Origin of the sequence: Nocardia sp. CDC160 (genome assembly GCF_035818795.1) — a bacterium.
Classification (GTDB): domain Bacteria; phylum Actinomycetota; class Actinomycetes; order Mycobacteriales; family Mycobacteriaceae; genus Nocardia.
Window position 1 is genome coordinate 280,248 of the sequence record NZ_JAYKYT010000005.1, and the last position, 21,876, is coordinate 302,123.

19 protein-coding genes are annotated in these 21,876 nt (G+C 67.5%); 8 read left to right on the plus strand and 11 right to left on the minus strand.

From position 1 onward, the window contains the following. Positions 1-1,173, plus strand: a complete 1,173-nt coding sequence (locus tag VMT40_RS28975) for a glycosyltransferase (RefSeq protein WP_326362115.1) — start codon at positions 1-3, stop codon at positions 1,171-1,173. A 27-nt stretch (positions 1,174-1,200) separates the two neighbouring features. Here VMT40_RS28975 and VMT40_RS28980 read toward each other — a convergent pair whose 3' ends face one another. Next, on the minus strand, positions 1,201-2,598 hold the full coding sequence (locus tag VMT40_RS28980) for an adenylate/guanylate cyclase domain-containing protein (protein ID WP_326362116.1): 1,398 nt from the start codon (positions 2,596-2,598) through the stop codon (positions 1,201-1,203). A gap of 289 nt (positions 2,599-2,887) precedes the next feature. Here VMT40_RS28980 and VMT40_RS28985 point away from each other — a divergent pair, with 289 nt between their 5' ends. Next, the gene (locus tag VMT40_RS28985; protein WP_326362117.1) at positions 2,888-4,342 is read left to right on the plus strand and encodes an HNH endonuclease signature motif containing protein; all 1,455 of its coding nucleotides are present in this window, start codon (positions 2,888-2,890) and stop codon (positions 4,340-4,342) included. 387 nt (positions 4,343-4,729) lie between these two features. On the opposite strand, the gene VMT40_RS28990 is transcribed toward VMT40_RS28985, so the two are convergent. Together VMT40_RS28990 and VMT40_RS28995 are read right to left on the minus strand one after the other, a co-directional pair. Beyond that, a complete protein-coding gene (locus VMT40_RS28990; protein WP_326362118.1) occupies positions 4,730-6,238 on the minus strand; it encodes a carboxylesterase/lipase family protein in 1,509 nt (502 codons plus the stop codon). Positions 6,239-6,257: 19 nt separating this feature from the next. Continuing rightward, positions 6,258-6,554: a putative quinol monooxygenase gene (locus VMT40_RS28995; protein WP_326362119.1), complete on the minus strand. Its 297-nt coding sequence runs from the start codon at positions 6,552-6,554 to the stop codon at positions 6,258-6,260. Between the two features lie 187 nt (positions 6,555-6,741). Between VMT40_RS28995 and VMT40_RS29000 the strand changes: the two genes are divergently transcribed. Together VMT40_RS29000 and VMT40_RS29005 are read left to right on the plus strand one after the other, a co-directional pair. Continuing rightward, positions 6,742-7,473, plus strand: coding sequence for an SDR family NAD(P)-dependent oxidoreductase (locus VMT40_RS29000; RefSeq protein ID WP_326362121.1), 732 nt, complete (start codon positions 6,742-6,744; stop codon positions 7,471-7,473). A gap of 13 nt (positions 7,474-7,486) precedes the next feature. Beyond that, entirely contained in the window at positions 7,487-8,347 is an 861-nt protein-coding gene (locus VMT40_RS29005) for an amidohydrolase family protein (RefSeq protein WP_326362123.1), read from the plus strand. A 111-nt stretch (positions 8,348-8,458) separates the two neighbouring features. On the opposite strand, the gene VMT40_RS29010 is transcribed toward VMT40_RS29005, so the two are convergent. Genes VMT40_RS29010 through VMT40_RS29020 form a run of 3 tightly spaced genes read right to left on the minus strand, consistent with a single transcriptional unit; the run spans position 8,459 to position 10,086 of the window. After that, the gene (locus tag VMT40_RS29010; RefSeq protein ID WP_326362125.1) at positions 8,459-8,701 is read right to left on the minus strand and encodes an SHOCT domain-containing protein; all 243 of its coding nucleotides are present in this window, start codon (positions 8,699-8,701) and stop codon (positions 8,459-8,461) included. Continuing rightward, a complete protein-coding gene (locus VMT40_RS29015; protein WP_326362126.1) occupies positions 8,698-9,327 on the minus strand; it encodes a flavodoxin domain-containing protein in 630 nt (209 codons plus the stop codon). The genes VMT40_RS29010 and VMT40_RS29015 overlap by 4 nt, the downstream gene beginning before the upstream one ends. A 9-nt stretch (positions 9,328-9,336) precedes the next feature. After that, entirely contained in the window at positions 9,337-10,086 is a 750-nt protein-coding gene (locus tag VMT40_RS29020; protein WP_326362128.1) for an SDR family oxidoreductase, read from the minus strand. A gap of 221 nt (positions 10,087-10,307) precedes the next feature. On the opposite strand from VMT40_RS29020, the gene VMT40_RS29025 reads away from it, so the two are divergent. Further along, on the plus strand, positions 10,308-11,291 hold the full coding sequence (locus VMT40_RS29025; RefSeq protein WP_326362129.1) for an Acg family FMN-binding oxidoreductase: 984 nt from the start codon (positions 10,308-10,310) through the stop codon (positions 11,289-11,291). 122 nt (positions 11,292-11,413) lie between these two features. Beyond that, on the plus strand, positions 11,414-12,385 hold the full coding sequence (locus VMT40_RS29030) for an acyl-ACP desaturase (protein WP_326362131.1): 972 nt from the start codon (positions 11,414-11,416) through the stop codon (positions 12,383-12,385). Between the two features lie 15 nt (positions 12,386-12,400). On the opposite strand, the gene VMT40_RS39425 is transcribed toward VMT40_RS29030, so the two are convergent. Genes VMT40_RS39425 through VMT40_RS29050 form a run of 4 tightly spaced genes read right to left on the minus strand, consistent with a single transcriptional unit; the run spans position 12,401 to position 16,324 of the window. Further along, complete coding sequence (locus VMT40_RS39425; RefSeq protein ID WP_442790072.1) at positions 12,401-12,670, minus strand: universal stress protein; 270 nt, start codon at positions 12,668-12,670, stop codon at positions 12,401-12,403. Then, entirely contained in the window at positions 12,589-13,041 is a 453-nt protein-coding gene (locus tag VMT40_RS39430; protein ID WP_442790073.1) for a universal stress protein, read from the minus strand. The genes VMT40_RS39425 and VMT40_RS39430 overlap by 82 nt, the downstream gene beginning before the upstream one ends. Next, positions 12,974-15,355, minus strand: coding sequence for a phosphoketolase family protein (locus tag VMT40_RS29045; RefSeq protein WP_326362132.1), 2,382 nt, complete (start codon positions 15,353-15,355; stop codon positions 12,974-12,976). Before VMT40_RS29045 ends, VMT40_RS39430 begins: the two co-directional genes overlap by 68 nt. Before the next feature lie 45 nt (positions 15,356-15,400). Next, positions 15,401-16,324 carry a universal stress protein gene (locus VMT40_RS29050; RefSeq protein ID WP_326362134.1) on the minus strand — a complete coding sequence of 308 codons (924 nt, stop codon included), beginning with the start codon at positions 16,322-16,324 and terminating at the stop codon, positions 15,401-15,403. Positions 16,325-16,550: 226 nt separating this feature from the next. Between VMT40_RS29050 and VMT40_RS29055 the strand changes: the two genes are divergently transcribed. Both VMT40_RS29055 and VMT40_RS29060 read left to right on the plus strand, forming a co-directional pair. After that, entirely contained in the window at positions 16,551-17,600 is a 1,050-nt protein-coding gene (locus VMT40_RS29055) for a zinc-dependent alcohol dehydrogenase family protein (protein WP_326362135.1), read from the plus strand. 4 nt (positions 17,601-17,604) lie between these two features. Further along, complete coding sequence (locus VMT40_RS29060; RefSeq protein WP_326362136.1) at positions 17,605-17,799, plus strand: three-helix bundle dimerization domain-containing protein; 195 nt, start codon at positions 17,605-17,607, stop codon at positions 17,797-17,799. 31 nt (positions 17,800-17,830) lie between these two features. Here VMT40_RS29060 and otsB read toward each other — a convergent pair whose 3' ends face one another. After that, positions 17,831-21,826: a trehalose-phosphatase gene (otsB, locus tag VMT40_RS29065; RefSeq protein WP_326362138.1), complete on the minus strand. Its 3,996-nt coding sequence runs from the start codon at positions 21,824-21,826 to the stop codon at positions 17,831-17,833. Between the last annotated feature and the right edge of the window lie 50 nt (positions 21,827-21,876).

Here is a 21,876-nt window from a genome sequence, read left to right on the forward strand (position 1 = left end):
ATGTCCGCAGCCCGAATCGCGATCGTGCACGAGCGGTTCACCGAGTACGGCGGATCCGAGGCGGTGGTCGCCGAGTTCATCAAGACCTGGCCCGGCGCACCGGTGTTCGCACCGATCGCCGATGCGCCGTGCACACGCGCACTGCTCACCGCGGCCGGACTCGAGGTCTCCGAGGAAGGGGACTCGACCGAAATACCCGCGGCGGCAGCACATCTGGTGCGTGACAGCTGGTTGTCGCGGGCCTATGCGGCAAGTGGTCGGCGGTCGCACGCACCGCTCTTGCCGCTGGTGCCACGGGTTTTGCGCGGGCTGCCGCTCCGAGACGAGTTCGATGCGGTGGTCGTGAGTCATCACGCGTTCGCGACGCAAGCCGCCTTGGCCACCGATGCGCCCGTGATCGCCTATGTGCACAGTCCGGCTCGATGGGCGTGGGACAGGGCGTTTCGGGCTCGGGAAGCCGGAGGAGTGGCAGGGCAGGCCGCTTTGACGGCCTTGGGGGTGATGGCGCGGCGGAACGAATTGCGGGCCGCGCCGCGGCTGGCGCATGTGGTGGCCAATTCGCAGGCGGTGGCCGACCGGGTGCGGGACTGGTGGGGGCTGCCCGCGTCGGTGGTGAATCCGCCGGTGCGCGTGGAGCGGTTCGCGCCGGACCCGCGTGTCGAGCGGGAGGACTTCTTCCTCTTCGCGGGGCGGCTGGTGCCCTACAAGCGGCCCGATCTCGCCATTCGCGCGGCGCGGCAGGCGGGGGTGCGGCTGGTGATTCTGGGTGACGGCCGCTATCGGCGTCAGCTGGAATCGATGGCGGGGCCGGAGACCGTTTTCCTGGGCGCGGCCTCCGACGAGGTGCTGCAGGACATGTATCGGCGCTGCCGGGCACTGCTGATGCCCGGGGTCGAGGACTTCGGCATTGTGCCGGTCGAGGCCATGGCCTGCGGCGCACCGGTGCTCGCGGTCGGCGAGGGGGGCGCGTTGGACACCGTCGTTCCGGGCATCTCCGGCGAACACGTACCGGCCGGTTCCGATGACTCGGTGGTCGCCGGGTTCGCCCGACTGATGCGCGATTTCGACCCCTCGGCCTATCACGCCGAGACCATCCGCAAGCACGCCGCCACCTTCTCCCCCGAGTCGTTCCGCACCCGAATCGCGGACATCGTGTCGCGCCATTCCCGTTGAGCGACCATCGATCGAATCCGAGGGGATTCATCGTGGCTGCGCGATCGGTGTCACGAGATCCGTTGGGGCGGAACGGCCCCGGAGAATAACCGTGTCGATGTTCCGCCAGTGTTCGGCCTCCGTCGATGCGGCAGCGTCGACCACTTCTCGGGCGGCGAGCACTCGACCCGGCCGCGCCTTGGCCAGGTCCGACAACCGTGCCGACTGATTCACGGCGTCGCCGATCACCGTGTATTCATAGCGGTCCTCCGCGCCGATGTTTCCCGCGAAGACCGTGCCGTATGCGACGCCGATCCCGAAATCCAGCATCCCGGGCGCGGATTCGAGCGATGCGGCCAATTCCCGTGCCGCGCGCAGGGTCGCGCCCGCCGGGTCGGAAATCTCCACCGGCGCACCGAATATCGCCAGTGCGGCGTCACCCTCAAACTTGTTGATGAAGCCGCCGTGCTCGTCCACGGACGAGACCACGAGGCGGAAGAAGTCATTGAGCATGCTCGCCACGGCGTCCGGCATATGGGTGGCGGCAAAGCTGGTGGACCCGGCCAGATCAATGAACAGCACAGCGACGATGCGTAATTCGCCGGTCAGCCCGGTGCCGTTGCGTAGGGCGTGGCTGGCCACATCGCGGCCGACATGTCTGCCGAACAGGTCGTGCAACCGCTCCCGTTCCTCCACCGCCTCGGCCATGGCATTGAATCCGGCCTGGAGCACTCCGGTTTCGGCGGTGTCGTAGACGGCTACGCGAGTGGACAATTCGCCCCTCGCGATGGCCGCCATGGCCTTGGTCACCTCGCGCAGCGGGTCCGACACCGATCGCGCCGCGAGGGTGGTGCCCACGATTCCGGCGTACAGGCCCAGGACGGCGGCCGCGAGCACCGGGCCACGCACATCGTGCACCGCGATCACGTGCGATCCCAGGTACTGGTCGATCACCAGCACGACAATGAGCACGAGTGCGGATCCGGTGAAAAGGAACCAGCTGATCAGCATGCGGACTTCGACACCGTGGCGCGGCAACGGCAGGGGCGGCTGTCCGGCCAGTGCCGCCGCGCGGACCGGCCGCAGGATGCGCTCGCCCATCAGGTAGCTGGACAGGCTCGAGACCGCACCGCCGACCACCGCCGCCAGCACGATGAGCAGCTGCAGCCGCCACGACGAATCCCGTTGTACGGCAACCAGGACGAGCCCGAGGACGGCCCAGGCCATCGCCTGCAGCAGGGCGACGCGGGCGGGCAGTCGCAATGCCCGCCCGCGCTGCCGCTCATCGGGTTCGGTTCCCTGACCGAACCATCGCCAGGTCTCCCGCATGACGACGACGGTCAGTGCGATCTCCGCGATCGCGGCCACGGCGACCACCACCCACGCCACGGCCAGGCGGAATTCGGGGCCGCCCAGCAGCCGCACCACGATGACAGCTACGGGCATCCGCAGCAGCGCGGTGCCGCCGATATAGCCGGGCCAGAGCGCGGGGCTCGTGGCGCGGAAGTCGTTGGCGCTGATGGGCTGCCGCCTATCGGTGGGAGACTTCAGGAGTATCCCGCAGATCTGGCGCGGACTCCAACGACATCGTTGTATGCAATAGAACTTTCGTCATAGGAACCCGGACGACACCACGTCCCAATACTCATCGAAGAGCAAGTGCATTATCTGAACAGCCTTATATAACAATGGAATTCGACTATCGCCGAGATCAATTCGGCGGTAGAATTAGAACATGGATTCGAAGGCGGTGACATTCGACAACTGCGGCATCACCGAACTGGTGGCCGCGGTCGAAGCCCTGTCGGATTCGATCCTGCACCACAGCCTCGCCGCGTTCTCCGATACCGAGGCCGTGGTGTTGATGCAGCAGCTGGAAACCTGCAAACGTCAACTGTCGGCACTGGATTCGAAGCTGATCATCGAGGCACAGGAGCGAGCGCTGCCGGAAGAGTCCGGGGCGGGCAAACTGGTTCCGTTTCTGCGTCACACCCTGGGTTTGTCGGCGCATGATGCGTCGGTGCGGGTGAAGATCACTCACGAGTGCGGGGAATTCCGGCAGCTGACCGGACACCTGCGCCCGGCGAACCTGGCGATCGCCGCCGATGCCTATGCGGCCGGGGCGATTTCGCGCGATCACGTCCGCCACATCGTCACCATCATGACCCACCTGCCCACCGACATCCCCGCCGAAGCCCGGACGCAGGCCGAGCGCATTCTGGTGGAGAAGTCCGCCGAGGGCCTGTTCCCCGACGATCTGCCCAAGATCGGGCGGGAGATCCTCGCCCGCCTCGACCCCGACGGCACCGTTATCAACGACGCCGATCGCCGTCGCCGCCGCGGCATCGTCGTCGGCCGCCCCGGCGTGGACGGGATGAGCTACATCGAGGGCTGGATGACCCCCAAACTGCGCGCACTCTGGGATGCGGTGATGGCCAAGTTCGCCCGGCCCGGCATGTGCAACCTCGAAGACGAGACACCGCTCACCACTCGCGATTCCGTCATCGACTCCGACGTCCTGGACGCCGCCGCGCGTCGGGATCGCCGCGACGCCGGGCAGCGCACCCACGACGCCCTGCTCGCCCTGCTGCAGCCCGGTGTGGACATGGGCAAGCTCGGCTCCCACCGTGGCATGCCCGTGCAGGTGACACTGACCATGGCCCTCACCGATCTGGAGCGCGGCACGGGGATCGCGACCACCGCCTCGGGCACCCACCTGTCGATCAACGAAGCACTGAAGATGGCCTCGGGCACCCGCCCGGTGCTGGCGGTCCTCGACGACAACGGCATCCCGCTCTACCTGGGCTACGGCGAGCGCATCGCCTCCTCCGGTCAGCGTCTGGCCCTGATCGCCCGCGACAAGGGCTGCACCCACCCGGGTTGCGATGTCCCGGCGACCATGTGCGCGGCGCATCATGTGATCGATTGGGCCAAGGGCGGACCCACCGACCTGAACAACCTCGCCCTGGTCTGCGATCACCACCACGCCATGGTCAACGACAGCGAACACGGCTGGAAGACAGTGATACTGGGCAAAGACTCCCCGCATCGCGGACGCGTCGGCTGGATCGCACCCAAATCCCTCGACCCGACCGGCACTCCCCGGGTGAACGAGAAACACCACCTCGCAGGGCAAATCGCCACTGATATAGAAGTCAGTTGCGAGCAATGGGGCACGCGAGCCGCGTAACCCGCCGGGTTCGCGCGTGCCCCGGCCCGCCCAACAGGTGATTCAGATGCCCGAGGCCAGGTAACCCGAGCGAAGACTCCTCACGTTGTTGTCCCGCAACGGGATTGTCCCGCACCGGCCTGTACCGGAAGTGTGGTTGCGTCGCCTGCCCTACCGGACCTGAGCTGACGCGACTTCGGTGCCGTATCCGCCGATCCCAGCCCCCGGACCGCACGTATTACGTTCTACAGACCAACCAATCCCACCTCACGCCGGGATGTCGTGGCGGCCCAATCCTCGAGGTGGCTGGAACCGCAGCCGAGGTGCCCAACCCAGCCAGCCCCTCCCCCTTCTCCAGGCATCTTTTGATCTTTTGTTCTTTCTTCTTTCGTCTTTTTGCGCTGTGTATCAGCCCATCAGGTCCAGAGTGCCGAATCGGTAGGCCGACCAGATACGCCGTGACGCTTGCTCGGGGTATGGCCGGGTGACCGCCTCAGCGTCATAAACGCGGGTAACTCGGGTGCGCGAATCATAGGGTGCCCAGCCGGGTTTGCCGGTGGTCGCGAAGCTCACCCAGTCGGCGCGGATGCGCTTGGCGACGTGGGGGATTTCGTCTGCGGCGGTTGGGTGGGCGGAGCGGTGGGCGCGGACCTCGTCCGGGCTGAGGGTGCCGAACAGCAGCAGGAAGTCCAGACAGTGCGAGGCACCCTGTTCGGCGTTGAAGCTCCAGGCCAATTCGTAGAACCAGACGGGTCCGCCGCCGACATAGGCGGCGTCGGCCAAGTGCAGGCTTGGCATGCGGAACAGCCAGTCGCTGTTGAGGATTTCGAATCGTTGGCTGGGGGTGGCATCGGGGTAGGCAGTGCGGTAGGCCCTTTCACCGTCCGTGCCGGGGCCGAGGTGGTCGAAGGCGACTGCGACCTGCTCCGGGGTCGGTTGATTGCCGGGCTGGGATGTGTAGAGCCGGAACTCGTCACGGGTATGGCCGATGAGCAGGTCCACGGCGTGGGCGGCACCGTTGGAGACCCCGGTCCATGGCGCGCACGGCAGCACATCTCCATCAACGATGGGTGAGAAGGGCGTCGGCGTGAGCGCCATCGGCCCCCAGATATCAACGAACTCCGGCAACTTCGCGATCACCGCCGTGGTGGCGTCGGTCAGCGCACGGGGCGGGAGGCGCGCGAGGTCGGAAACCGTGGCCCGCACGCCGAGTTGTGCGGCGATCGTGGTCGAGATCGCGTCGGCGAGCCGTGGGGTGAAGTAGGTCCCGGGCATGCTCTGACTGATCGCCCGGCGAAACAGCCCGGCCGCCTTCGGCATGACGAGCAGCGCGGCAATGGACGCTGCACCGGCGGACTGACCGAACACGGTGACATTGGCCGGGTCTCCACCGAACGCGGCGATGTTGTGCTGAACCCACTCCAGGGCAGCAATCTGATCCAGAATGCCGCGATTGTCCGGGGCACCGGTAATACGCCCGAACCCGTCCATGCCGACGCGGTAGTTCATGCTGACCACAACGACTGCTGCCCGGGCAAGGGTCGCGCCATCGCAGTGTGGATTCGCGGTGTTGTTCTCCAGATAGGTCCCACCCTGGATCCACACCATCACAGGCAGATTCGCGCCACCGAGATCAGGCGACCAGACATTGAGCGTCAGGCAATCCTCGGAGCCATCCTCGACGTCTCCGGACACCGACGACATCACCAACCCGAGATTGCTGGATTGCGGAACCGGCGGACCGAACTCCCGAGCATCGCGGACCCCATCCCACGGCCGTACAGGAATCGGAGCTAGGAACCGACGCGGCCCGATCGGCGGCTCGGCATAACGAATTCCGCGGAAGACTACGACAGCGCTCTCCCAGCTGCCGCGCACAACTCCGGCCGCGGTGCGGATTTCCGGTTCGACGTCCACGAAACGTTGGGGCCGTGGGTCAGTCTTCGTAGCGTTCGACTGTGGGGGTGGTACCGGGTTCCCAGAGGGAGATCAGGGGGTTGAGGAGGTCGGTGTTTTCGGTGCGTTCGGTGGCCATGTGTTTTTCCAGGGTTTGCTGGTCGGTCCAGCGTTCGAGCATGACCAGGGCGTCTGGGTCGGTGGTGTTTTGGTACAGGTCGTATTGTTCGCAGCCTTCCTCGCGGAGGGTGTGCGCGCGGACTGCGTCGAAGGCGGCGGCGAACTCCGCAGCCCGGCCTGCCGCCACCCGGATCGAGATGATGTGACGAATTGCCATGGGGTACATGGTATGCCTGTCGAGCCGCCCCCAGACCGTACGGCCGCACCGCGCCGTCTGCCGTGCTGGCTCCCCTACCGATCCCCATTGGACATTCGAATAGCGGACATTGTGTCGCGCGATTCCCTTTGACCGACTATTGATTGATTCCGAACAGAATTCATGGACGGCGGAACAGGGTGAGGCAGTGGTGGGTGTGTCCGGCGCGCTGGTGACCGGAGGGGCCGGTGATGTCGGGCGGGCGGTGGCGCGGCGACTGGCGGCGGCCGGACGCGCGGTGTGGGTCGCGGATGTCGATGTCGAAGGGGCGCGGGAATGCGCCGCGGGGTTGGGGCCGGACGCGACTGCGCTGGAACTGGATCTGACCAGCGAGGAAAGCATGGCGGCGGCGGCCCGGGCGGTGAGCGGGCGGGTGTCGACCGTCGTGCACTGCGCCGGGGTCGCGGTGGTCGAGCCGTTCCTGGACTGCGGAACTCTGGCCTGGGATCTCATGTTCCAGGTCAATCTGCGCGGACCCATGCGGCTGACCCAGCTGCTGCTGCCGGGCATGGTCGACGCCGAGGCCGCCCGCATCGTCTTCGTCGCCTCCGACGGCGCGCGGGCCGGTGCTTCCGGTGAAACCGTCTACGCCGCATCCAAATCCGGCCTGTTCGGCTTCGCCAAGTCGCTCGCCCGCGAGGTGGCCCGCCACCGCATCACCGTCAATGTGGTCTGCCCCGGCCCTCTGGAGGGCCGCATGGTCACCCACACCATGGCCGACCACCAAGCCAGCCTCACCGCCCTCGAAAAAGCCATCCCCCTCAAACGACTGGGCCGACCGGACGAAGTAGCCTCCCTCATCGCATGGCTGGCGAGCCCGGAAGCCAGCTACGTCACCGGCCAGCTGATCAGTGTCAGCGGCGGCATAACGATGCAGTAGGAGTTGCGAACACATGCCCACCACGCCCATCGTCGACGCCCACATGCACCTGTGGGACACCGCCGCCCACCCCTGGTATCCGAGTCTGGCGAGATTCGTCGAGGCCGGGAGGCCGGATATCGCACAGAACTTCCTGCTGCCGGACTTCGACCGGGGGCTCGGGGATATCGAGGTGGCCGGGCTGGTGCACGTGTCGGCGACCACCGCACCGCACACGTATCTGCCCGAAACCCGTTGGGTGGATGGGATTGCCGAGGGTGATCCTCGACCGTTCGCCATTGTGGGGGCGGTCGATCCGCTACTGCCCAAGGCCGATCTGATCGACCATCTCGAGGAGCAGGCACGCACCGAACGCTTCAGTGGTGTACGGGTTTTCACGGGATTGTCACCGAATACGCCTGCGGCCGACGCCCTTGCCGGGTGGCTGCAAGAGCGCGACTTGGTATTCGACCTGGTGGCCAAGCCCGCGGAGATCCTCGACTGGATCGACTTCCTCGTCGGATACCCGAATTTGCGGGTCGTGCTCGAACATCTCGGCTTCCCGCAAGGGCACTCCTCCGAGGCGCGCACGGCCTGGCACAACGCGGTGTCGTTGGCGGCCAAGGAAACCCAGTGGCTGTGCAAGCTGTCCGGCTTCGGGCTCATCTGCCCCGATTTGGCGTGGCAGACACTCGAATACTGGCTGGAGTCCAGTGTTTCGCTATGGGGCTGGCGGCGTTTGATGTTCGCCTCCAACATGCCGGTGGATTCCCTGGCGGGCACCTACACCGAACTGGTCACCGCGATCGACCACATCGTGGGCACCGACGCCACCGAGGAGGAAGCGGAATTCTTCTACCGCACCAACGCGACCGACACCTACCGCCCGCGCTAGACGGTCGCCTGCAAATGCCCCCGATCGACTGGTTGGAGTCTCGGGGTCCGGTACGGGGGCATCGCCTGATGACATCCGGCTATCGCGGCTCCTTTCCGTCGGCCTCTCGGGTCAACGCTGGCGCAGGGCGGTGAGACGGTCGGTGTATTCCTTGTCGTTGATCTCACCGCGCGCGAAGCGTTGGGCGAGTAGTTCTTCCGGCGTCGGGAGCTGGGGATAGCTGGGTCGCTCACCGATGGCGAAGCGGATGCCGATGACAATGGCTCCGATCACCAGGACCCAGAAGATGAGCATTCCAATGCTCATCCAGGCGTATCCCCAGCCGCCCATATCGTGGCCGTACCAATACATCATGGCCGTAATTCCTTTCGTTGCTGGTCGGCGATGTATTCGCCGATGCTCGACAAGCTCGCGCCCGAGCGGGAGTGCTGCTGTCCCGCGTTCGGCGGATTCGGTTGGGCCGCACCCGCCTTCACCGACTCGGCGACCGATCGCGCCCACTTCTCGATGGCGGGCCAATCGCGCAGATCCGCGGGCGGCAGCGCCCGCAGCGGCGAGGCGGGGAACCACAGCATCATGCGCTGCGGGCCCCGCAGGACGGCGGGATCCCAACGGCCGCCGAATATTTCGGAGGAGAAGGGACGCAGCCAGTCGTTGCGCTCGAGCAGGATGTCGAGTTGGGTGCGGGTGTCGGCGGATTTGTCGGCGGCGATATGTCCCGTCGCGAAGACGGCGACATCGCGGTGCGCGAGACCGGGACCGAAGCGGCTCAGGAAGTGGCGGGCCGTCCGGGGCCAGCGCCCGTAGTAGAACGGCGCGCCCAGCACCACGGTGCGGTAGTCGTCGATGCTGCGCACCTCGCGCATATCGCGGCAGTCGACCTCATATCCGCACTCGCGCAGGGTATCCGCGATTCGCTCGGCCACCTCCCGGGTGGAGCCGTAGCGGCTGGCATACGCGACCAGGATGGTTCCCCTCACGACCACACCTCATTCCACGGACTCGAGCACGAGCGCCTGGCCCGCGGTCGCGCCGCCGTCGGCGACGAATTCCGAACCGGTGGAGAAGGTCGCCTCGGTGATCAGGAATCGGACCATGGCCGCGATCTCCTCGGGTTCGCCGAAGCGCGGCAGGGGCTGCGCGGCGGCCATGGACTCGGGGAGACCGGCGGTCATCGGGGTGTGGATCGGGCCCGGATGCACCGAGCAGACACGGACATTCGCGGCACCCAGCTCGACCGCGGCAGCCTTGGTGAGACCCCGCAGGCCCCACTTGCTGGCCACGTAGCCGCCGATTCCGGCGTATCCGGTGAGTCCGGCCGTGGAGGAGATATTGACGATGACTCCCCCGCCCGCGACCCGCAGTCGCGGCGCGGCCAGGTGCATGCCCAGCCACGCGCCGAACAGGTTGACGTCCAACACATGCCGGAACAGGTCGGGGTGCTCGGATTCGATCGTGCCGAAGTCGAGAATTCCGGCATTGTTGACCAGCGCCAGCAAGGAACCAAATTCGTCCTCGGTCTCGGTCAGGACGCGCACCCAGTTGTCGGAGTCGGTGACGTCGAGGTGGTGGAAACGCGCGCTCGGGCCGAGGGAGTGGGCCAGCTGCGCGCCGTCGTCGTCGCGCACATCGGCGATCACCACCGACGCCCCCGTCTTCACAAATTCGGTCGCGATGGCCGCGCCGATCCCACGCGCGCCTCCGGTGACGATGATGCTTCTGCCCAATAGTCCAGTCATGGCCGACCTCCACGTCCGATTCGAGTCCGGTGTCGAATTCAGGATTCCGCGTCGATGGCGGGCACATCACGGCCGAAGGTCACGAGCGCACGGGCCCTGTGACCCCGCGTCGAAACCCGGTGCCGCACACCTGCTGCGAGGTGACCAAATCCCCTGCTCGCGGTGTCGCAAAGCCCGTATCGACGGGTGTCGCCGGGGCGAAGACTCTAACCATGACCGCCATGAACGTTCCCTCCGTCGCGATCCCGGACCGCCACACCCTGCTGGAGGCGATGCGTCGGGCCTCGCGCGCGCCGTCGGTGCACAACACCCAGCCCTGGCGCTGGGTGTTCGACGGCGACGTCCTGCACCTCTATGCCGATACGGATCGGTTGCTCACTGCGGCTGATCCGCTCGGTCGGCAGCTGATCATCAGTTGCGGCGCGATGCTGCATCACGTGCGCACCGCCTTCGGGGCGCGCGGCTGGCACACCGACACATTGCGCCTGCCGACGCCCGCGGAGCCGTCCCATCTCGCCGAAATACGGTTCCGCCCTTGGGATTCCCCGCCAGCCGGTTTGATCTCGCGCGCTGCGGCCATGACCGAGCGGCACACCGACCGCCTGCCCATGGACCCGCCCGAGGACTGGGAGGCGCTGCTGCCGCATCTGCGCATGCTCACCTCACCCCACTATGTGGAGCTGGACGCCTTGGCCGACGATCTGCGGCCCCGGCTGGCCGCCGCCACCGAGCAGGCCACCGCACTGCGGCATCACGACATGATGTATCAGGCCGAGATCGGCTGGTGGGCAGGGCATTCCGGGTCTCCGGAGGGCATTCCACCGACCGCGCTGCTTTCGGACGCCGAGGCCGCGCAGGTCTCGGTCGGCCGCCGCTTCCCGTCGGCCCCGCATTCCACGCGGCGCACCGACACCGAGGATCGGGCACGAGTCGTGGTGCTCAGCACCGAGTTCGACTCCCCCGCCGACTGGCTGCACACCGGTGAGGCGCTCTCGGCGGTGCTGCTCGAATGCACGGTGGCGGGCCAATCGACCTGTGCCCTCACCCATATCACCGAGCTCCCGACGGGCCGTCACCTGCTCACCAGCCTGACCCACCCGACCTACAAGCCGCAGCTGATGATCCGGATTGGCAAGGCGCCAGCCGACGAGCCGTGGCAGTCGACCCCGCGCCGCCCGCTGTCGGATTTCTTCACCACGCGCTGAAACAAGATCGAAGATCCCTGCCCGATCGGGACTTTCGCCCCTGTCGCCGACCGCCGCCAGCGGGAACGGTGGTCGGTGGCCGGACGGCCTCCAACCTCGGACAGGGAAGGCGGACATCACCCGTGGCGCGTGAGCTGACTCAGCGTGAGATTCTCGTCGAACTCGAACCGGTCGCCGGGCAGGCGCTGGATCGGCATCTGTCGGTGTTCAAGGACTGGCACCCGCACGACTACGTGCCCTGGGACGATGGGCGGAATTTCGCGGCGCTGGGCGGAATCGACTGGGATCCGGAGCAATCGCGGCTGTCGGAGGTGGCGAAGGCGGCGCTGGTCACCAATTTGCTCACCGAGGACAATCTGCCCTCCTACCATCGCGAGATCGCGGAGAACTTCTCGCGCGATGGGGCGTGGGGCACCTGGGTGGGTCGCTGGACCGCCGAGGAGAACCGGCACAGCGTCGTGCTGCGGGACTATCTGGTGGTGACGCGCGGCGTGGACCCGGTTGCGCTCGAGAACGACCGAATGGCGCACATGACAAACGGTTTCGCCGCGCCCGTGGATCCCGCCACCGCCGCCGCGCACGCCGGATTCCTGTACTCGGTGGCGTATGTCAGCTTCCAGGAGCTGGCGACCCGCATCAGCCACCGCAATACCGCCAAGGTCTGCGACGATCCGATCGCCGACCGCATGCTGCAGCGCCTGGCCCTCGACGAGAACCTGCACATGATCTTCTACCGCACCCTGTGCGGCGCGGCCCTCGAACTGGTCCCCGACCAGGCCATGGAGGCCATCGACCTGATCGTGGAGAACTTCCGCATGCCCGGCACCGGCATGCCCAACTTCCGCCGCAACGGCGTACTCATGGCCAAACACGGCATCTACGACCTGCGCCAGCACTACGAAGACGTGCTCATGCCGGTCCTACGCCAATGGAACGTCTTCGGCCGCACCGACTTCGGCCCCCGCGGCGAAGCGGCCCGCGACCGCCTGGCCGCCTACCTCGACAACCTCGCACATACCCAGATCCCCCGCTTCGAGGAACATCGCGACCGCTCCCTCGCCCGAGATCAGGCCCGAGCCTGCGCTCGAGCCTGATCGGAGTTCGCGGGCTCAGGTGGTCGGGTGGACGACCATGACGGGGCAGTAGGCGTGTTGGACCAGGGAGTGGGCGGTGGAGCCGAGGAGCATGCCGAGGAAACTGCCGCGGCCGCGGTTGCCAACTACCACCAGTTGGGCCTGTTCGGACCACTCGCGGAGTTGGGCGGCCGGGGAGGAGAGGTAGACGCGGCGGATGACTTTCACGTCGGGGTATTTCTCCTGCCAGCCCGCGAGGCGTTCGGCGAGGACGGATTCCTCGACGGTTTCGACGTCGTCGAGCATGGGCGTGGGGTGGTCACCGGCGAATTTGCCTGCGCTCCAGTCGCTCCAGACGTGGATGGCGACGAGATCCGCGCCGCGTTCGGAGGCGGTCCGGCCATCCCCGCCGCGCCGACCAAATCGAGTCCATGGACGATCTGCAGATCCCGACCGCGGCGCTGCGCGAACTCGGCCGCCCAGCGCACCGCGATATCCGACCCGGGCGACCCGTCCACGCCCACGACGACTCCCGCCGAGGCCAGGCGGTGCGGGTCGTCGTATTCCTGCTCTGTCATTTGGTTTCTCCCGGGGTAAGGGCTTTCACTTTCACGATGCGGACGATGCGGTCGAGTCCGGCCAGCGCCAGTGCTGGATCTCGAGCGGGTCCTCGCCATAGCGGCGCAGGTAGGCGCAGGCGACCTCGAGGCGAGACATCAGTTCCTCGGTGAGCGCGTCCAGGCTGCCCGCCAGCCGCGGCACCTCGGCGAGGGCGGCGGCGGCCAGTTCGAAGCGGTCGATGCCGTTCATGGCGCACATGTCGAAAGGCGTTGTGGTGGTGCCATTGTCGGTGAAGCCGTGCACATGCATGACATCGTGGCCGGGACGGCGGTAGGCGATGCGGTGGATCAGCCACGGGTAGCCGTGGAAGGCGAAGATGACCGGGGCGTCGGTGAAGATATCGCGGTAGTCCGCGTCGGAGATGCCGTGCGGATGGCGGTCCGGCGGGAACAGGCGGGCCAGATCGACGACGTTCACCACGCGAACCGCCAAGTCCGGCACCAGTTCTCGCAGCAGGGCCGCTGCGGCGAGGGTTTCCTGGGTGGGAACGTCACCGGCGCAGGCCAAGACGACCTCGGTGGCCCGGCCCTGATCGGTGCACGCCCACTCCCACACGCCCAGCCCCCGCGCGCAGTGTTCGCGAGCCGCCCGGCCGTCGAGGTACTGCAAGGCGGGCTGTTTCCCCGCCACAACGACATTCACGCGCCCGCGGCTGCGCAGGCAGTGGTCGAACACGTGCAGCAGGCAGTTGGCGTCCGGCGGCAGATAGACGCGGCTCACCTCGGGCCGCTTGTTCAGCACGTGGTCGATGAAGCCGGGATCCTGATGGGAGGCCCCATTGTGATCCTGCCGCCAGACATGCGAGGTGACCAGGTAGTTCAGGCTGGGTATCGGTGTGCGCCAGGGGAACTCGGAGGCCATGTGCATCCACTTGGCATGTTGCACCACCATGGAGTCGACGATGTGCGCGAAGGCCTCGTAGGTGGAGAACACGCCGTGACGCCCGGTGAGCAGATAACCCTCGAGCCAGCCCTGGCACAGATGCTCGGACAGCACTTCGAAGACCCGTCCGTCGGCCGAGAGCCGATCGTCACCGGCCAGACGCGGCAGCCGCCAGCGTCTTCCGGTCACCTCGAGCACGGCGTCGAGCCGATTGGAGGTGTGTTCGTCGGGTGCGAAGAACAGCATGTTGTGCGGATTTTCGACCAGCACGTCGCGCAGGAATCCGCCGAGCACGCGGGTGGCCTCGGCGACTTCGGTTCCGGGCGTGGCAAATCCGACGGTGTAGTCGGCGACGTTCGGCATCCGGAGATCGACGCTGTCGTGGCCGTGCGCGCTCGGATCGGCGCTCATGCGCAGCTGCTCCGGATGCAGGCGGGCAATCCGATCGACCGGACGACCGTCGTCCTGGAACAACTCGCTCGGGCGGTAGGACAGCAGCCAATTCTCCAGCTGCGCAAGGTGTTCGGGATTCTCCCGTACGCTCGTCAGCGGCACCTGGTGCGCGCGGAAGGTGCCCGCCACCGGGACCCCGTCGACGATATCGGGCCCGGTCCAGCCCTTGGGCGTCCGGAGCACGATCATCGGGCGGCACGGCACCCGCGGCCCCATGCCGAGCCGGGCATGCTCACGGATCTCCGCGATCCGCTCGAACGCTTCGTCGAGGACGGCCGCGTAACGCTCGTGCACCTCGAACGGGTCGTTGCCCTCCACATACATCGGCTCCCAGCCGTAGGCGGTGAGCATGCGGTCCAGATCCTCGCGGGCCATGCGGGACAACAGGGTCGGATTGGCGATCTTGTAGCCATTGAGGTGCAGAATCGGCAGCACGGTGCCGTCGCCGACCCGATCGAGGAACATCGGGGCGGTCCAACTCGCCGACAGCGCGGCCGTTTCGGCTTCCCCGTCACCGATCATGCAGGCCACCACCAGATCCGGATTGTCGAGCGCGGCCCCGGTGGCATGGGCGAGCGAGTATCCCAGTTCGCCGCCCTCGTGAATCGAGCCGGGCAGGTTCGGTGCGGCGTGGCTGGGCACGCCACCCGGAAACGAGAACTGCCGGAACAGCTCTCGCATACCGGCCAGATCCTGGCTCACCTCGGGGTGACGCAGCGAGTAGGTGCCCTCCAGCCAGGTGGCGGCGGTCAGCGCCGCCGCGCCGTGGCCGGGGCCGAGCACGAACATCATGCGCTGGCCGGTGCGTGCGATCACCCGGTTGAGATGCGCGTAGGTCAGGGTCACGCCCGGGACAGTGCCCCAGTGCCCGATCAGGCGCGGTTTGATGTGTTCGGGCCGCAGCGGCTCGGTCAGCAACGGATTGTCCAGCAGGTAGATCTGGCCCGCGGCAAGATAGTTCGCGGCCCGCCACCAGGCGTCCAGATCGTCGAGGGCACCACCGCCGAGATAGCGACCGGGCAAGGTCTGCGTCATTGTTTCGCTCCTCTGGTCATCGACTCGCTCCTGTGCTCGAGGGATTCACTCGGCCGCGTGTACGACCATGACGGGGCACTGCCCGTGCTGAACCAGCGCAAACGCGGTCGAGCCCAGCAGCATGCCGAGGAACCCGCCGCGACCCCGGTTGCCGACGACCACCAGCTGCGCGTGTTTGGACCACTCGAGCAGCTGCGTGGAGGGCGAGGTGAAATACACGCGCTGCTGAACTCGCACATCCGGGTACTTCTCGCGCCAGCCCGCCAGTCGCTCGGCGAGCAGCGCCTCCTCGACGCCCTCCAATGCGTCCAATCCGGACTCGGGGAACTGGCCCGCGAAGGTGCCCGCATTCCAGTCGCTCCACACGTGGACCGCGATCAGCTCCGCGCCGCGCTCGGAGGCCTCGGCGAAGGCCGCGGCGATGGCGGGCTCGCTGACCTTGCTGCCGTCGACACCGACCACGACCGGGCCGGTGTCGCGAACCGTCAGACCCGCGTCCGGATCCGGACGCACGACGATCACCGATCCCTGCGCGTGGGCGGTCACGCCCAACAGCGTGGAACCCAGATGTCCCAGGGTGCCGACGCTTCCGGTCGCGCCCAGCACCACCGTGTACGCTTCGGCGCTCTCGGCGATGAGCAGCGCCGCCGCGCTGTCGGCAGTCATATGGGTGGTGATCCGCAAGTCCGGATGGTTGGCCCGGACCGACTCCGAGGCATGGCGCAGCAGCGTCCGACCCTGGGCCCGCGCGATATCGATGATCTGCGGCGTGATGACCGTATAGGGTCCGGCGGCACTACTCGTCCCCGCGAGATTGAGTCCGTTCACGATCCGCAAGGCCCGCCCGTGCCGCACCGCGTAGTCCGCGGCCCACCGCAGAGCGATCGCCGCGCCGGGCGAACCATCCACGCCCACAACCACTTCCGCGGAGGTCAGGGTGTGCGGATCGTCGTATTCCCGCTCTGTCATGGTCTTCTCCCAGCGTGAGGGTCAGGCATGCTCGGCGAGCCGCCACCCCCACGGTAGAAATCCCGGCGAGTCGGGCACTGCGGCCGATCGTCACCGCCGTGAGGGTCCAAAGACCGCCGCCGCGAACCTGCCCGCCTACGGCCCCTCGATTCGGGACCTACGACCGCAGCGGCCTGCCGACCTGCACTTCTAGCGTTCGTGGTGAACCGACAGAGGAGGATTCACCATGCACGCGATGGTCTTTCACGGTCCAGGCCAGAAGTCCTGGGACGAGGTGCCCGACCCCACCATCCAGACCCCCACCGACGCCATCGTCCGGGTCGACGCGGTCACCATCTGCGGCACCGACCTGCACATTCTGAAGGGCGATGTCCCCGAGTTCACCCCCGGCCGCATTCTCGGCCACGAGGCCGTCGGCACCATTGTCGAGGTCGGATCCGGTGTGCACACCCGCCGCGTCGGGGAGCGGGTGCTGTTGTCCTGCATCAGTTCCTGCGGCGCGTGCCGGTTCTGCCGGGAGGGCCGCTACGGCCAGTGCCTGGGCGGCGGTGGCTGGATCTTCGGCCACCTGATCGACGGCACCCAGGCCGAATACGTGCGCGTCCCGTTCGCCGACACCTCCACCCACCCGATTCCGGAATCGATCAGCGACGAGCAGATGCTCATGCTCGCCGACATCCTGCCCACCAGCTACGAGGTCGGCGTGCTCAACGGCCGTATCGAACCGGGCGACACCGTGGTCATCGTCGGCGCGGGCCCGATCGGCCTGGCCGCCATCGCCACCGCCCGCCTCTACTCCCCCGGCCACATTGTCGCCGTCGACCTCGCCGACGCCCGGTTGCAGGCCGCCGCGAAACTCGGCGCGGATGTCACGATCAACGGCGGCCGCGAAAACGCTCTCGACATCGTCCACCGCCTCACCGCGGGTCTCGGCGCGGACGTCACCATCGAGGCCGTCGGAATTCCCGAAACCTTCGAAACCGCGGTCGAATTGGCGCGTCCCGGCGGCCATGTCGCCAATATCGGCGTCCACGGCAAGCCCGCCACCCTGCATCTGGAGAAAATCTGGATCAGCGACCTCACCATCACCACCGGCCTGGTCGACACCTACTCCACCCCGCGCCTGATCCAGCTGGTCGCCAGCGGCCGCCTCGATCCCGCCGCCATGATCACCCACCACTACCCCATGGCCGAATTCGAAAGCGCTTACGACACTTTCGCCCACGCCGATCAGACCGGCGCCCTGAAGGTCGTCGTCACCGCCCCGGAGCGCTGAACCCATGCGAAACGACGAGAACACCCAGATTCAATTCGCCCTGGAACGGCTGATCCAGCGGCATCCCGAGGTGCCCGCGACCACCGTGGCGGCCATCGTGGCCAATGCCCGCGAGGCCCTCGCGGGGGCCAGGGTCCGAAACTTCGTGCCCCTGCTGATCGAGCGCCGCGCCAACCTCGCCCTCGCGGCCCAGGCATAGCCCCTCGAACCCCACGCTGCGCCACCGACGCCTACTGTTCGTCGGTGGCGGAGTTCGGCTCGGGATCTATCGCGAGGCGGATCACCCGGCCGGGGAGGAGCGCGGCTTGTCGTTCGCCGCAATGGATTTCAACCGGGGCGGCGGTGCCGGGATCGGAGCGGAGCTCGACCTCGGTCGTGGTGATGCGGATGGTGAGGCGATGGCCGCGGTAGATGACGGGGAAGGTCAGCGGGCCGAGTTCCGCGGGCCAGCGGGGGTTGAGGATGAGGCGGTCGGCGCGGAGTTCGAGGCCGGTGAAGCAGCGTTGGACCAGGTCGATGCTGCCCGCCATGGCGGCGAGGTGGATTCCTTCCTCGGTGGTGCCGCCCTGGATGTCGGCGATATCGGAGTCGAGGACGCGGTCGAAGTAGGTCATGGCGTCGGCGCGGTGGGCGCGGGCCAGGACCCAGGCGTGCACCAGGGCGCTGAGGGTGGAGCCGTGGGAGGTGCGGGCCAGGTAGTAGTCGATGGTGCGGGGGATCATCTCGCCGGGGAGCTCGTAGCCGAGATGAGCGAAGAGTTCACGCAATTCGTCGGCGGACAGCAGGTAGAACAGCATGAGGACGTCGGCCTGTTTGCCCGCCCGGTAGCGGTTGATGTCGTCGCCCTCGGATTCGAGGATGCGGTCCAGGCGGGCGATGTCCGGATAGACCTCGTGGTAGTGGTCCCAATCCAGTTCGGCCAGTTGGTCGTATCCGGCGAACTGGCTGATCACGGCGTCGTGGAAGGGCACGAACAGGCGGCGGCCCACCGCTTCCCAGCGCGCGGGCTCCTCGGCCGCGACACCGAGTGATTCGAGCAGCCGGGCACGGTCGCGCGGGGCGAGCCGGGCCAGTGCCTCCTGGGCGCGCCGGATTGTCCACGCCGCCATGACATTCGTGTAGGCGTTGTCGTCGACGCCATCCTGGGGCGCGTGCGGGTAGCCGGAGTGGAATTCGTCGGGTCCGATGACACCACGCAGGTGGTAGCGGTCGGCGGCGGGCTCGTACTCGGCCAGGCTCGCCCAGAAACGCGCGACCTCGACCAGGATCTCCGCGCCATATTCGGTGAGGAATTCGATATCGCCGGTCACCTGAAAGTACTGCCAGACGTTGTAGGCGACCGCGCTGCCGATGTGCCGGGCCCGCCAGCTCGGATCCGGATGCCAGTGTCCCGACAGCGGATTCAGGTGCATGCGCTGGCTCTCCTCGCGCCCGTCGGTGCCCGACTGCCACGGGAAGGCCGCGCCCTTCAGACCGGCCGCGGCGGCACTGCGCCGGGCCTCGGGCAGGCGGCGATACCGATACCGCAGCAGCGACCGCGTCAACGAGGGGAAGCGCGGGTTGAGGATCGGGAAGACGAACAGCTCGTCCCAGAAGACGTGTCCGCGATACGCCTCCCCGTTCAAACCGCGCGCGGGCACGCCGACATCCAGGTCCGCCGTATGCGGCGAGAGCGTCTGGATCAGGTGCAGCAGGTGCAGGCGCAGCACCCGCACCGCGTGCGGGCCGTCGTCGAGGTCGATGCGCAGGCGGTCCCACAGATGGTCCCAGGCGACGGTATGGGCGGCGAGCAGCTCTGCGAAGCGTCCGACGCCGACCAGCCAGCGGGCGGCGTCCTCGTCGGGTGCCGAGACGCCGTGATCGCGGCCGGTGACGACGAGGACCGTCTTCTCCAGCGTCACCTCGTCGCCCGGTTTCATGGAGACCGCGCGATCGTGCCCGATCAGACCGTCGGAATCGACCAGTTCACCGGTGGGACAAATGGGTACGCCGTGTTGGAACAGCAGGTCCCGGGCGGCCACGGCCACCGGAATCCGCGACTGGCCGGTGCACACCATGGCCAATACCGAGTCCGCGGACAGTTCACGCGCCAGCACCCGCTCCAGATGCCGATCCGACAAACCCTGGTAGCGGGCCACCAGGGAATTGCGCACGGTGCAATCCAGCACCGACCGCATTACCAGTCGCCCGGACCAGTTCTCGGCGGTGACAACGGTTTCCAGCGCGCACAGATGCGGGTCGTGCATGGCCGCGAACCGGCGCTGCCGTACCGCGGTGATCCGACCAGCCGCGTCCTGGAACCGCACGTCCCGCATCAGTACGGCGCGACGCAGGTCGAATTGCTGACGGTAGGACAGAATTTCGACGGCATCGGGGTCGAACCACGGGCCGCCGTCGATCCGGAAGGTCACCGGCAGCCAGTTGGGCAGATTGACCAGGCTCTCATTGTCGACGCCGCGCCCGCCGACCTCGTCGTAGAGGCGGTTGTAGATCCCGGCGACATAGGTGCCGGGGTAATGATGCTGCCCGGCAATGGTTTCCGGTCCTGCGCCGCGCGTGGCGAGGTAGCCGTTGCCGACGGTGCACAGCGCCTCGCGCAGTCGCTCCCGTTGCGGGTCGTAGCCGTCGAAGGTCAGCAGCCAGGAATCCGAGGCGGCAGTGTCGGGTTCGGCGTACAGCAGGGTGACCAGGCCGTCGAGGAATTCCCGCACCTGGTCGGGGTCGCCGAGCGAGTACCGGGCGGCGGTGCGTCGATCACCGGATTCCGGGTGGCACACCACGATGCCCAGGCCGTCGGAGGCGACGGCGTCGAAGGCGTCCTCGTCGGTGAGATCGTCGCCGAGATAGATCGGCAGCACCGAGACGGTCAGATGGTCGAGAATCCAGCGCAGCGCGGTTCCCTTGTCCCAGTCCAGGTCCGGCCGCAGTTCCACCACCTTGCGGCCCTCACCGGCCCGCAGGCCCAGGCGTCCGGCCGCCGCGTGCGCGGCCGACACCACCGTGCCGATACGGTCCTCGGGCACCTGCCGGTAGTGCACGGCGACGGCGAATCGCTTGTGTTCCAGTCGAACTCCGGGAACTGCGGCCAGTTCGGCGCGCAGCGCCTCGGCGGCCTCGGCCAGGGCGCGTTCGGCCTCCGGCGCGGCTTCGTGCAGGTGCAGGCTGCCGTCCGGGGCCTGCAGTTCGAAGCCGTGGCAGCCCGCGTACCAGATGCCGTCCACCCCGACATGCGCACGCAGATCGGCCAATTCGCGACCGCTGATGATCGCGACCGGGCACTCCGCGGACAGGTTCAGCAGCGCCGCCGCGGTGTCCTCGGATAGTGTGGCCGTACCCGGGTCCGGCACGATCTCGGCCAGGGTGCCGTCGAAATCCAGGAGCACCGCGATCTTCTCGGTATCGAGCTGGTCGCCGAGCCGCGCCCAGGAGTCGAGCGCGTTCGCCAGCTCCGACATGCGTTCGAAGCCGCCGTTCACCCGCACCTCGCCCGCGTCGGACACGACGACGTCCGCGCCGCCCGCGCGCAGGGCCTCCGCGTGGCCACCGCGGTTCACGCCGATCACCAGTCCGAAACCGCCGGTGCGCCCGGCGTGCACCCCGGCTTCGGAATCCTCCACCACCACGGTGCGTTCGGGCGCGGCATCCAGTCGCCGGGCCGCCTCGAGCAGCATCGCCGGATCGGGTTTGCCCGCCAGCCCCAGTTGCTCGGCTACCAGGCCGTCCACCCGGACCGGGAACAGCTCGGGGACTCCCGCCGCGCGCAGCACCTCGGCGCAATTGCGGCTCGCCGAGAAGATCGCGGTGCCGATTCCGGCGGCCTGCAGGGCACGCACGAGGTCGACGGTGGTGTCGAACACCGGAACTCCGTCGCGGGCAACACGTTCCAGGAACAGTCGGTCCTTGCGATTGCCGAGCACGCAGACCGTCTCGATTCCGGGCGGATCGGCAGGCTCGCCTTCGGGTAGCGAAATTCCGCGTGTGGCAAGGAAATCGCGCACGCCGTCGTACCGTGGCTTGCCGTCCACGCTGCGCAGGTAGTCGGCCGGGGTGAACGGCGTGTGATCCTCCCCCGGCGCGGCGGGGCGTAGCGCGAGAAACTCGTCGAACAGTTCGGTCCACGCCGCCGCGTGCATGGACGCGCTGTCGGTGACCACCCCGTCCATATCGAAGAGGACGGCGTCGTATCGCCGCGAATCGATCAGCGGCCCTGCCGGATTGCATTCCACCCCTCTCAGAGTGGAGTGGCGCGCGGGGACGTCCAAGGGTCACAGGTCCC

Excerpts from the sequence above, each read along its gene's own strand:
- VMT40_RS28975 (WP_326362115.1), top strand. The coding sequence starts at position 1 with ATGTCCGCAGCCCGAATCGCGATCGTGCACGAGCGGTTCACCGAGTAC.
- VMT40_RS28980 (WP_326362116.1), bottom strand. The coding sequence starts at position 2,598 with ATGCCCGTAGCTGTCATCGTGGTGCGGCTGCTGGGCGGCCCCGAATTC.
- VMT40_RS28985 (WP_326362117.1), top strand. The coding sequence starts at position 2,888 with ATGGATTCGAAGGCGGTGACATTCGACAACTGCGGCATCACCGAACTG.
- VMT40_RS28995 (WP_326362119.1), bottom strand. The coding sequence starts at position 6,554 with ATGGCAATTCGTCACATCATCTCGATCCGGGTGGCGGCAGGCCGGGCT.
- VMT40_RS29005 (WP_326362123.1), top strand. The coding sequence starts at position 7,487 with ATGCCCACCACGCCCATCGTCGACGCCCACATGCACCTGTGGGACACC.
- VMT40_RS29010 (WP_326362125.1), bottom strand. The coding sequence starts at position 8,701 with ATGATGTATTGGTACGGCCACGATATGGGCGGCTGGGGATACGCCTGG.
- VMT40_RS29020 (WP_326362128.1), bottom strand. The coding sequence starts at position 10,086 with ATGACTGGACTATTGGGCAGAAGCATCATCGTCACCGGAGGCGCGCGT.
- VMT40_RS29025 (WP_326362129.1), top strand. The coding sequence starts at position 10,308 with ATGAACGTTCCCTCCGTCGCGATCCCGGACCGCCACACCCTGCTGGAG.
- VMT40_RS39425 (WP_442790072.1), bottom strand. The coding sequence starts at position 12,670 with ATGCTCGACGACGTCGAAACCGTCGAGGAATCCGTCCTCGCCGAACGC.
- VMT40_RS39430 (WP_442790073.1), bottom strand. The coding sequence starts at position 13,041 with ATGGCGAGGACCCGCTCGAGATCCAGCACTGGCGCTGGCCGGACTCGA.
- VMT40_RS29045 (WP_326362132.1), bottom strand. The coding sequence starts at position 15,355 with ATGACGCAGACCTTGCCCGGTCGCTATCTCGGCGGTGGTGCCCTCGAC.
- VMT40_RS29050 (WP_326362134.1), bottom strand. The coding sequence starts at position 16,324 with ATGACAGAGCGGGAATACGACGATCCGCACACCCTGACCTCCGCGGAA.
- VMT40_RS29055 (WP_326362135.1), top strand. The coding sequence starts at position 16,551 with ATGCACGCGATGGTCTTTCACGGTCCAGGCCAGAAGTCCTGGGACGAG.
- VMT40_RS29060 (WP_326362136.1), top strand. The coding sequence starts at position 17,605 with ATGCGAAACGACGAGAACACCCAGATTCAATTCGCCCTGGAACGGCTG.